The sequence below is a fragment of the Streptomyces recifensis genome, assembly GCF_002154615.1.
Classification (GTDB): domain Bacteria; phylum Actinomycetota; class Actinomycetes; order Streptomycetales; family Streptomycetaceae; genus Streptomyces; species Streptomyces griseoluteus.
Map to the genome: position 1 here is coordinate 1 of NZ_MUNH01000230.1, position 11,262 is coordinate 11,262.

An 11,262-nucleotide genomic window follows, 5' to 3' on the forward strand; every position below is an offset into this window, starting at 1 on the left:
CCGGACGACGGGGACCGCCCCGACCTGGGGACCTCCCGCGGCGCCCACACCGGCTACACCGCCGGGGGCCGCGCGCGGCTCACCCCGCCCGGGCGCGGCCCGCGGTGGGGTAGCCGGTGTGGGCGCCGAGGGAGGTCTCCAGGTCGGGGCGGTCCCCGTCGTCCGGTGTGTCGTCCCGGAGGTCGTCCGGCAGGGCCCCGGAGACGGGCAGCAGGTCCGCGACGGGCTGTCCGACGGCCGTCTCCCGGCCGGGGCCGAACATCCGCCCGGCCCCGCTGCTCCAGTGGGACACCAGGCCCGCACGGTCGACGATCACCACGGCCAGCGGAATCCGGCCCGCCGCGGTGTTCTCCGCACCGCGGCCGGGAGACGCGTCCCGCTCGCTGCCACGGTCCATGGCCCAGGCCCTCTCTCCCCCACGGCTGTACGCGAACGATCAGTGCCGCCCGCCACCACGGTACGGGGGAGTCACGTCGCCATGTGTGGCAAACCGCGAATTCCGTCCCGGAGATCCCCGTTGGTTCGAGAGGGCCCGTAACCCTCAGTCCTCGTGCCCCAGTTGCAGGTCACGCTCGGTGCGGCCGCCGCCGGCGACCTGGAGGACCGTGGCGACCGGCGGGTAGCCGGCGGCGATGACGGTGTACTCGCCGGAGGAGAGGTCGACGAAACGGAAGGTGCCGTCGGGGCCCGTGGTGAGGGTGTCGACCACGTTCCCGGCGGCGTCGAGCAGGGTCACCCGCGCGTCCTCCACGGCGCGCCCTCCCCCGGCCCGGACGGTCCCCTTCAGCACGGCCCCGCCCGCGAGTTCGACGTCCTGCCGGGTCTCGCGGGACGCCTGCACGGTCACCGGGAGGGCGGCCGGGCGGAAGGCGGGGGCGCTGGCGGCGAGGGTGTACTCCCCCGCCACCAGCTCGCCGATGACGTACCCGCCCTCACGGCCGCTGCGGGTGGCGGCGACCACCTCGCCGTGCACGTTGGTGAGCGTGACGGTGGCGTCGCGCACGGGGCTGCCGTCGGCGGTCAGCACGGCGCCCGCGAGGCGTCCGGCGCCGCCGAGGACCACGTCCAGCTCGACGGGGCGTTCGCCGACGGTGACGGAGACGGCCTGCGGCTGGTGGCCGCCCGCCGCCGCGATGAGCACGTAGGAGCCGGCGCCGGGGGTGGCCAGCGCGTAGCGGCCGTCGTCACCGCTGGCGCCCCGGCCGATCTGCACCCCGCCCACGTCGATGAGGGTGAGCGCGGCGCGGGGCACCACGGTGCCGTCCGGATGCTGGACGGTCCCGCAGACCGCGATCCCGGCGGTGTGCGGCACGCGGGCCTGGGGCGGTACGGGGATGCCCGGCACGGTGTCCGGGTCGGTTGCGGTGGGGGCGTGCTGGGACACCAGGGGTTTCTCCTTGAGGAAGAAGGCGATGATCAGGCCGAGGACGAGCACCGGCACCAGGTACAGGAAGATCCGGGGCATGGCGTCGGCGTAGGCGTGGATGTAGGCGTCCCGCAGCGCCGGGGGCAGCGCGTGCACGAGCTGCGGGGTGATCGCCTCGGGGTCGGGCAGCGCGGCCGAGGCGTCCGCCGGGAGGTCCTCGCGCAGGGCGTCGGTGAGCCGGTCGGCGAAGAGGGTGCCGAAGATGGCGGCGCCGACGCTGCCGCCGATCTGCCGGAAGTAGTTGTTGGCGCTGGTGGCGGTGCCGAGGTCGGCGGGGCGGACGGAGTTCTGCACGGCGAGCACCAGGACGGGCATGACCAGGCCGATGCCGGTGCCGAGGACGGCCATCCAGACGCTGTAGGACAGCCGGGGGGTGTCGGCCTCCAGCCGGGACAGCAGCCACATGCCGAGCGCGGCGAGCGCGGCACCGGCCACCGGGTAGACCTTGTAGCGGCCGGTGCGGCTGATGAGCTGGCCGCCCACGATGGAGGCGCCGACGATGCCCGCCATCATGGGCAGCATCAGCAGCCCCGACTCGGTGGCGCTGGCGCCGTCGACCATCTGGAGGAAGGTCGGCAGATAGCTGGCCGCGCCGAACAGGGCGACGCCGATGACCAGTCCGACCAGGCCGGCGACGGTGAAGACCGAGTCCCGGAACAGCCGGAGCGGGATGAGGGGTTCGGCGGCGAAACGCTCCGCCACGACGAACAGGAGCACGGCGGCGAGGGCGCCCGCGCCGAGGCCGACGATCTCCCTGGAGTCCCAGGCGTACTCGGTCCCGCCCCAACTGGTGAGCAGCACCAGGCAGGTCGAGGCGAGGGCGAGCAACAGGGCGCCGGGCACGTCGAGCCGGGCGCGCTTGTCCGGCCGGGGCAGCTTCAGCACGGCGGCGACCACGGCGAGGGTGACCAGGCCGAAGGGGACGTTGATGTAGAAGCACCAGCGCCAGGAGAGGTGGTCGGTGAAGTAGCCGCCGAGCAGCGGTCCGGCGACGGAGGCGAGGCCGAAGGCGGCGCCGATCAGGCCCATGTAGCGGCCGCGCTGCCGGGGCGGCACGATGTCCGCGATGATCGCCTGCACGCCGATCATCAGGCCGCCCGCGCCGATGCCCTGCACCGCGCGGAAGGCGATCATCTGGTCCATGCTCTGCGCACGCCCGGCGAGGGCGGAGCCGATCACGAAGACCAGGATGGCGAACTGGAAGACGCCCTTGCGGCCGAAGAGATCCCCGAGCTTGCCGTAGAGCGGCAGGCCGATGGTGGAGGTCAGCAGGTAGGCGGTGATCGCCCAGGACATCTTGTCCAGGCCGTGCAGCTCGCCGACGATCTTCGGCAGCGCGGTGGCCACGATCATCTGGTCCAGCGCGGCCAGCAGCAGCGCGAGCATCAGCCCGACGAAGACCAACCGCACCTGGCGCGCGCCGAGTTCGGGTGCCGGGGCGGGTGGTGGGTCCAGGTGTTCGACCGGAGCCGGCACCGCCTCGGTGACCGGCTCCTCGCACACCAGCGTCGTTCCGCCCACGTACCGCTCCCCTCGCTCACACCTGTCGCACATCCCGCGTTACGCGACAACTGCGAACACATACGGCGAGTTACGGCATGAATCCGGTCTCGGCGGAGATCACTCGAACCGGTGAGGGAAGCAACGCCCCCCGCACCGGCCGGTGTTTGGAGGGATCAGCCCTCGACCTGGGCGGCGAGCCTGTCGAGCACCGAGTCGTAGATGCGGCCCAGGCCCTTGGGGGCGAAGGTGCGCTCGAAGAAGCCGCCGATACCGCCGGCGCCCTGCCAGGTGGTGGTGACCACGACCCGGGAGCGGCCCTCGTCGGCGGGGGTGACACGCCAGGTGGTGACCATGGTGGAGTTGCGGTCCTTCTCGACCAGCTCACCGGGGGTGGGCTCGCTGACCTCCATCAGGCAGTCGCGCACGCGCTTGCTGGTGGCCTGCAGCTTCCAGTGCACGAGGGTGCCCGCGCCGTCGCCGCCCTCGCGGACCTCGTACTCGCTGAAGTGCTCGGGGAGCAGCTTCGGGCGGGTGGTCCGGTAGTCGGTCAGCGCGTCGAACACCCTGTCGGCGTTCGCCGCGACGACTCGTTCCGTAGTGGCCTCGACCTGCGCCATCGCTCTCCTCCACGACCTGTTTTCCAGCGTTTCGGATCAGCCAACCACCCCGGCACCCCGGCTCCAAATCCGAGTCCGCCCGATCATGGGAACAGATGTTCTATTGTGGGGAACGAGCTACCGAGGAGGCGTCATGCGCTGGGAGAACCTGACCGACGAGTCCGGTGGTCACGGCCGGACCCCCGACGGCGCGCTGTTCGGCGCGGACGCCGTGGTGACCCGTACGTTCGACACGCCCGAGTTCAAGGGCATCACCTTCCACGAGGTGCGGGCGCGGTCGGTCCTGAACCGGGTGCCGGGCGCGTCCCGGATGCCGTTCGAGTGGACGGTGAACCCCTATCGAGGCTGCTCGCACGCGTGCGTGTACTGCTTCGCCCGCAAGACGCACAGCTATCTCGACCTGGACACCGGGCTCGGCTTCGACTCGCAGATCGTGGTCAAGGTCAACGCACCCGAGGTGCTGCGCCGCCAGCTGGCCTCGCCGCGGTGGGGCGGGGAGCACGTGGCGATGGGCACCAACGTGGACTGCTACCAGCGTGCGGAGGGCCGGTACAGGCTGATGCCGGGGATCATCGACGCCCTCACCGAGCGGGCCAACCCGTTCTCCATCCTCACCAAGGGCACCCTGATCCTGCGCGACCTGGACCGGCTGGTGCGCGCGGCCGAGGTCACCGACGTCGGCATCTCGGTCTCCGTGGGCTTCACCGACCCGGCCCTCTGGCGCACGGTGGAGCCGGGCACCCCGGCGCCCGAGCGACGGCTGGACGTGGTGCGTACCCTCGGCGAGCACGGCATCGGCTGCGCGGTGCTGATGGCCCCGGTGATCCCCTTCCTCAGCGACCAGCCCGCCCAGCTGCGCGACACCGTGCGCGCCATCGCGGAGTCCGGGGCCACCTCGGTGACGCCGCTGGTGCTGCATCTGCGGCCCGGCGCGCGGGAGTGGTTCATGAGCTGGCTCGCCGAGCACCATCCGCACCTGGTGACCCGCTACCAGCGGCTGTACGCGGGCGGCTCCTACGCCCCCACCTGGTACCAGCGCCGGGTCACCCGCCAGGTGCACGACCTGGCACGGGAGTACGGCATCGGGCCGACCCGCGCAAGCGCCACCCGGCGCATCCGCCCGGCCCGGCCCGAGGAGCGGCCGGCGGAGCCGGAGCCGACGCAGCTCACCCTGATGTGAGGGCGTTCGAGGGCATCCGGCGACCCGTTCGGGTCAAGTACGGGGCGGACGGGCCGAAGGGACGGGGATCGCAGGGACGATGCGGCGAGGACCGCATCCCCCGCGGTCCGCGCCATCCTCCGTCCCGTGGAGTTGCCACGCATGAGAACACGCGCAGCCGTACTGGGCGCGACGGCCGTCCTGCTGGCGGCATCGGCCACCGCCCTGCCCGTCCAGGCCGCCCCCGCCCCCGCCGCGCCGGGCCTGACCTGGAAGGACTGCGGCACCGGTGACTACCCGACCCTCCAGTGCGCCTCCCTGAAGGTCCCGCTGGACCACGCCCGGCCCGCCGGGCGGCAGATCTCGCTCGCCCTGTCCCGCGTCCCGCACACCGCGAAGACCTCCCAGGGACCGCTCCTGGTCAACCCCGGCGGCCCCGGTGGCAGCGGGCTCACCCTCGCCGGGTACATCGCCTCCGCGCTGCCCGCGAAGGTGGCCGCGCAGTACGACGTCATCGGCTTCGACCCGCGCGGCGTCGGCAAGAGCGCCCCGGCGCTGAACTGCGCGCCGGACCACTTCACGCCGGTACGCCCGGACACCGTCCCGGCCACGCCGGAGCTGGAGCGGCGGAACCTGGACCGGGTGCGGTCCTTCGCCGCCGCCTGCGGCAGGGCCCACGCGGACGTGCTGCCGTACGTCGACACGGTCTCGGCCGCCCGTGACCTGGACTCGGTCCGCGCGGCCCTCGGCGCCGACCGCCTCAGCTACCTCGGCTACTCCTACGGCACCTACCTGGGCGCGGTCTACGCCAAGCTCTTCCCGGCGCGGGTGCACCGCCTGGTGCTGGACTCGATCGTGAACCCGACCGGCGTCTGGTACGAGGACAACCTCACCCAGGACCACGCCTTCGACGCCCGCCACAAGGCCCTGATGGCGTGGATCGCCGCGCACGACGAGACGTACCGCCTGGGCACCGACCCCGCGCGGATCGAGGCCGACTGGTACGCGATGCGGGCCGCGCTGGCGAAGGACCCGGCGGACGGCAAGGTGGGCGCCGCCGAGCTGGAGGACACCTACATGCCGGGCGGGTACTACGACGGCTACTGGCCCTACCTCGCCGAGGCGCTGGCGTCCTGGGTCCGGGACAAGGACACCGGACCGCTGGAGCAGGCGTACGAGAACTTCGCGGCCGTCGACGCGGGCGGGGACAACAACTACAGCGTCTACACCGCCGTCCAGTGCCGGGACGCGCCCTGGCCGCGCGACTGGCGCCGCTGGTCGCGGGACACCTGGGCGGCCCACCGCAAGTCGCCCTTCATGACCTGGAACAACGCCTGGTACAACGCGCCGTGCGCGTTCTGGCCCACGCCCCCGCGCGAGCCGGTCAACATCGCCAACGGCAAGCTCCCCGCCGCCCTGCTCTTCCAGGCGACGGACGACGCGGCCACCCCGTACTCGGGCGGCCTCACGACCCACCGCCTCCTGGCCCGCTCCAGCCTCGTCGTCGAGCAGGGCGGCGGCAACCACGGCATCACCCTGACCGGCAACACCTGCCTCGACGACCACCTCACCGCCTACCTCACCGACGGCACGGTCCCGCGCGGCCGCGGTGCGGTGGACGCGGTCTGCGACAAGTCCCCCGCCCCGGAGCCCCTGGACGCCAAGACCGCTCCCGCCGCTTCGAAGGGCTCAACCCTCCACGGCCTCCTGGGCTTCCGCCACTGACCCCCACCGGTGCCCGCCACTTCGGCGGGCACCGGGAAATTTGGGGGCGCGCGGCCGGTGCCGCTCTCTACGCTCCCGGCCATGGACACTCTCACCATCCGCCCGATGGCCCTCGCCGACTGCGACCGCGTGGCGGAGATCCGCGTGTCCGGCTGGCGGCACGCCTACCGGGGACTGATGCCGCAGGCGGACCTCGACGGGCTGGGCGTCGAGGCGGACGCCGAGCGCCGCCGGGCCCACTTCACCCGCCCGGACGACCCCACGGCCCATCTGGTCGCCGAACGCGCGGGCCGGGTCGTCGGCTGGGCCTCGACGGGACCGTACCGGGACGGCCGGACCCGCACCCAGGACGCCGAGTTGTACGCCCTCTACGCCGACCCCGCTCACCTCGGAACCGGCGTCGGCCGGGCCCTCCTCGCCGAGGCCCTGGCCCGCAGCACCGCCCACCCCCGCATGCTGCTCTGGGTCCTGCGCGACAACTTCCGCGCCCGCCGCTTCTACGAGCGGGCGGGCTTCCGCCCGGACGGCGCCGAGGACGGCACGTCGGTCCCCGAGATGCGGTACGTCAGATCTCAACTCCGTTGCTGCTGACGCGGGATGCGCCCCAGCGCGGTCACGGCGGCCTCCGCCAGCGCCGGGTGGGCGAGCGCCTCGGTCAGTACCCGCTTCGCTCGCGGGTCGGCCAGCATGCCGAGGCCCTCCACGCAGGCGAGGGCGACCCGGCGGTAGGGGTCGTGGGGGCGAAGACGGCGTTCGAGGGTGGTGATGAGCGCGGGGACCGACTCCGGGGCCCGCAACCGGACGAGCAGGCGCACCGGTTGCAGGGCATAGGCGACACGGAGTTCGTTGGTGGCGAGCGCGGCCGCCGCCCGCGCGGTACGCGGGTCCCCGAGCACGGCCAGCGCGTCGGCGGCGGCGGCGCACCGGGGCGGATCGCGGTGGTTGAGGAGCAGCACCAGGGACTCGAAAGCCCGCCGGTCCCCGGCGACTCCGAGCCGGTAGGCGGCCAACTCGCGGGCCCACAAAGGCTGTCCGGGCGCGGTGAGGACACCGGCCAGCTCGTCCTGATCCCCGGTGCCCACCAGCCTCTCGTAGGCGACTCCGCCCCGCGACTCACGCCGTAGGCGTTCGGTGAGAACTCGCAACCCTTCGTCCACGCACCCAGCGTAGGCGCGTGATGACGGTGAAGGGAGGTACATCACAAAGCCGAGTTGGCGCCCGCCACTGGCGCGCTCGTTACTCACTGGTTAAGCTCAGACGAGCGAGTTACCCACTCGCGCTTCGGCTGGCGACGGTCTGGTGACGCAACCGTCGAGAGCACGACCCGGCTCCGGGACAGGGCCGGTCGGCAAGTTGGACCGTCATGGGCGTGTGCGCGCCCGGCACGACGGCACCGGGCGTGTGCGCTTCGCAGCCCGGCAACACCCGCATCCCCGCGCTTCGGCACGCGTCCTCACGCGTGCCGCGCGTTCCTCGTCGTCACCACTCTTCCTGGAGTTCCGCGATGGCCACTCCCCTGTCCCACACCCCTCCCTCCCCGCTGCGCACGATCGCCGTGGTCGGCCTCGGCACCATGGGCACCGGTCTCACCGAGGTCCTGGCGCGGGCCGGCCGCACCGTGGTCGGCATCGACATCGACGCGGACCAGGCCGCCACCTGCGTCCAGGCGCTGGAGCGCTCCACCGCCCGCGCCGTCGAGCGCGGCCGGCTCACCGAGCCGGAGCGCGCCGCCCTGCTGGACCGGGTCACCACCTCCACCGACCTCGCCGCGGCCGCCGACGCCGACCTCGTGATCGAGGTGGCCCCGGAGTCGTACGAGATCAAGCAGCAGGTCCTCGCCGAACTGGACCGCGTGGTGCGGCCGGAGGCCATCCTGGCCACCGGCACCAACGCACTCTCCGTCACCCGGCTCGCCGCCGGCTCGGAGCGCCCCGAGCGCGTCCTCGGCCTGCACTTCTTCAACCCGGTGCAGGCGATGAAGCTGGTGGAGGTCGTCTCCTCGGTGCTGACCGCACCGCAGGCGGTCACCGCCGTCACCGACCTGGCGGTCGAGCTGGGCAAGGAGCCGGTCGCGGTGGGTGACCGCCCCGGATTCGTCGCGGACGGCCTGCTGTTCGGCTATCTGAACCAGGCCGCCGCGATGTACGAGGCGCGCTACGCCTCCCGCGAGGACATCGACGCCGCGATGCGGCTGGGCTGCGGTCTGCCGATGGGCCCGCTCGCCCTGCTGGACCTGATCGGCGTGGACACCGCCCGACGGGTCCTGGAGGCGATGTACGCCGAGTCCCGCGACCGGCTGCACGCCCCGGCGCCGATCCTGAAGCAGCTCAGCCAGGCGGGCCTGACCGGCCGCAAGGCGGGCCGCGGCTTCTACACCTACGCGGCTCCGGGCAGCGCCGAGACCGTCCCGGACGCCCTCACCCCGGCGCCCGGCAGCGCCGCGGCGACGGGCCGCACGGTGCGCTCGGTGGGCGTGGCCGGGTCCGGCACGATGGCGTCGGGCATCGCGGAGGTGTTCGCCAAGGCCGGTTTCGAGGTGATCCTGGCCGCCCGCAGCGAGGAGAAGGCACAGGCCGCCAAGGCCCGCGTCGGCAAGTCGCTGGACCGCTCGGTCGCCAAGGGCCGCCTGACCGCCGAGTCGGCGGCCGGGATGCTGGAGCGGATCACCCCGGCGGGCGGCTACGAGGCGTTCGCGGACGTCGACCTGGCTGTGGAGGCGGTCGCGGAGGACCTGGACGTCAAGCGGCAGCTCTTCCAGGCGCTGGACAAGGTCTGCAAGCCGGGCGCGGTCCTGGCCACCACCACCTCCTCGCTGCCCGTCGTCGCCTGCGCCCGCGCCACCTCGCGCCCGCAGGACGTGATCGGCATGCACTTCTTCAACCCGGCCCCGGCGATGAAGCTGGTGGAGGTGGTGCGTACCGTCCTCACCGCCGACGACACCCACGCCACCGTCCGCGAGGTCTGCGCCAAGCTGGGCAAGCACCCGGTGGACTGCGGCGACCGCGCCGGCTTCATCGTGAACGCGCTGCTGTTCCCGTACCTGAACAACGCGATCAAGATGGTCGAGGAGCACTACGCGACCCTGGACGACATCGACGCGGCGATGCGGCTGGGCGGCGGCTACCCGATGGGCCCGTTCGAACTGCTGGACGTGGTCGGTCTCGATGTCTCGCTGGCCATCGAGAAGGTGCTGCACCGCGAGTTCCGCGACCCGGGTCTCGCCCCGGCGCCGCTGCTGGAGCACCTGGTGGCGGCGGGCTGCCTGGGCCGCAAGACCGGCCGGGGCTTCCGCGAGTATGCCCGCCGCTGACGGCGGCGGCCTCCGGGACGGCCCGGAGTGGGGCGGGCTGCTCGAGCCGGGCGGCCTCACCCCGCCCGGCCGGGCCCCCGCCCGCTCCGGGGACGGGGGCCTCCCGGCACCCGCGCACGGCGCGGCGTCCATGCAGTACGTTCGGGTCATGTCCCAGCCCGTCAGGTCCTCACGTACATCCGCCGCCTCCGACGCCCCGGAGAGCGCCGCGGGCGGCCGCGCCGCCGCCCAGCGGCTGAAGATGCGCCGGGAACTGGCGGCGGCCGCGATGGAGCTCTTCGCGTCCAAGGGGTACGAGGCGACCACGGTGGACGAGATCGCGGCGGCGGCCGGGGTGGCCCGGCGCACCTTCTTCCGCCACTTCCGCTCCAAGGAAGAGGCGATCTTCCCCGACCACGACGACACCCTGATCCGGGCCGAGGCGGTGCTCAACGCGGCTCCGGCGCACGAGCACCCGCTCGACACCGTGTGCCGCGGGATCAAGGAGGTCATGCGGATGTACGCGGCCCAGCCGGAGATCTCGGTGGCCCGCTACCGGCTGACCCGCGAGGTGCCGACGCTGCGCGAGGCGGAGATCGCCTCGGTGGCCCGCTACGAGCGGCTGTTCACCCGCTATCTGCTGGGCCACTTCGACGAGCGGGCACACGCCGACGACGCCAACGACGATCCGCTGCTGGCCGAGGTCGCCGCGTCCGCCGTGGTCACCGCCCACAACCATGTGCTGCGGCGCTGGCTGCGGGCGGACGGCCAGGGCGACGTGGAGGCGCAGCTCGACCACGCCTTCGCCATCGTGCGCCGGACCTTCGGCACCGGTATCGGCGCCGGCCGGAGCACGGCCGCCACGGCCGCTCCGGCCACGGTCTCCGCGCAGGGCGAGGTGCTGGTGACGGTCGCCCGCACCGACGCTCCGCTGGACGAGGTCATGCGGACCATCGAGCAGGCGCTCAAGGAGCGCTGAGCCCGCCTTTCCCGCTGTGACGACGGCCACCCCTCGGGGTGGCCGTTTTGCCATGTCCGGGCCCGTTTTCCGGCGTCCTCCCGAGCCCGTTCGATCGATCATCGCTCATTTGTTGCGTAAAGATTTCATGTGAGAGGAAGTTCTGGCACTCAGTGCCTTGCCGCCTGACACGCGGTGTCATACGTTGAGAGTGTCCGGACGGCCGGCGCGTAGCGAAATCCCGCGCGTCGGCTGTCCCCGCAAGCCACCCGGCTCGCGCGTCCGGACGCCTGCGTCACAGGCAACCTCCCGCGCCACAAAGCGCCGCCGAAGCACCCGCCGCCAACCGACGGCACACCCCTCGCACCCCCGAGCGCACTTCCCGCACCGACGAAACCCCAGCGCCCCTCCCTCAAGGGCGCTCACCGCCGGAGGCAATACCGTGACCGTGAAGGACATCCTCGCCGCGATCCAGTCGGACGCCACGTCCGCCGACTTCGCCGCCATCCCGCTGCCCGAGTCGTACCGCGCGATCACCGTGCACAAGGACGAGACGGAGATGTTCGCGGGCCTCGAGACCCGCGA

At 73.0% G+C, this 11,262-nt stretch carries 8 protein-coding genes and 2 pseudogenes; 6 read left to right on the top strand and 4 right to left on the bottom strand.

Annotated features, from left to right (window positions below; genetic code table 11):
- Window positions 1-88: 88 nt before the first annotated feature.
- From CCN33_RS13915 to CCN33_RS13925, 3 genes and pseudogenes are all read right to left on the bottom strand, one after another.
- A pseudogene (locus CCN33_RS13915) lies at window positions 89-397 on the bottom strand (PAS domain-containing protein); the annotation flags it as partial.
- Between the two features lie 144 nt (window positions 398-541).
- A complete protein-coding gene (locus tag CCN33_RS13920) occupies window positions 542-2,947 on the bottom strand; it encodes a DHA2 family efflux MFS transporter permease subunit (protein ID WP_086693946.1) in 2,406 nt (801 codons plus the stop codon).
- A 155-nt stretch (window positions 2,948-3,102) separates the two neighbouring features.
- The gene (locus CCN33_RS13925; RefSeq protein WP_086693947.1) at window positions 3,103-3,546 is read right to left on the bottom strand and encodes an SRPBCC family protein; all 444 of its coding nucleotides are present in this window, start codon (window positions 3,544-3,546) and stop codon (window positions 3,103-3,105) included.
- A gap of 133 nt (window positions 3,547-3,679) precedes the next feature.
- Between CCN33_RS13925 and CCN33_RS13930 the strand changes: the two genes are divergently transcribed.
- The 3 genes from CCN33_RS13930 to CCN33_RS13940 all read left to right on the top strand — a co-directional run bounded on the left by CCN33_RS13930 (window position 3,680) and on the right by CCN33_RS13940 (window position 7,021).
- On the top strand, window positions 3,680-4,726 hold the full coding sequence (locus CCN33_RS13930; RefSeq protein WP_086693948.1) for an Rv2578c family radical SAM protein: 1,047 nt from the start codon (window positions 3,680-3,682) through the stop codon (window positions 4,724-4,726).
- Between the two features lie 141 nt (window positions 4,727-4,867).
- Complete coding sequence (locus CCN33_RS13935; protein WP_086693949.1) at window positions 4,868-6,430, top strand: alpha/beta hydrolase; 1,563 nt, start codon at window positions 4,868-4,870, stop codon at window positions 6,428-6,430.
- 81 nt (window positions 6,431-6,511) lie between these two features.
- Window positions 6,512-7,021, top strand: a complete 510-nt coding sequence (locus CCN33_RS13940; protein WP_086693950.1) for a GNAT family N-acetyltransferase — start codon at window positions 6,512-6,514, stop codon at window positions 7,019-7,021.
- Here the strand turns inward: CCN33_RS13940 and CCN33_RS13945 are convergent.
- Window positions 7,003-7,587: an adenylosuccinate lyase gene (locus tag CCN33_RS13945; protein WP_086693951.1), complete on the bottom strand. Its 585-nt coding sequence runs from the start codon at window positions 7,585-7,587 to the stop codon at window positions 7,003-7,005. The genes CCN33_RS13940 and CCN33_RS13945 overlap by 19 nt on opposite strands.
- A gap of 347 nt (window positions 7,588-7,934) precedes the next feature.
- On the opposite strand from CCN33_RS13945, the gene CCN33_RS13950 reads away from it, so the two are divergent.
- From CCN33_RS13950 to CCN33_RS31100, 3 genes and pseudogenes are all read left to right on the top strand, one after another.
- Window positions 7,935-9,740 carry a 3-hydroxyacyl-CoA dehydrogenase family protein gene (locus CCN33_RS13950; protein ID WP_086693952.1) on the top strand — a complete coding sequence of 602 codons (1,806 nt, stop codon included), beginning with the start codon at window positions 7,935-7,937 and terminating at the stop codon, window positions 9,738-9,740.
- Between the two features lie 148 nt (window positions 9,741-9,888).
- Entirely contained in the window at window positions 9,889-10,698 is an 810-nt protein-coding gene (locus tag CCN33_RS13955) for a TetR family transcriptional regulator (protein ID WP_202448154.1), read from the top strand.
- Window positions 10,699-11,125: 427 nt separating this feature from the next.
- Window positions 11,126-11,262, top strand: a pseudogene (locus CCN33_RS31100) (crotonyl-CoA carboxylase/reductase); the annotation flags it as partial.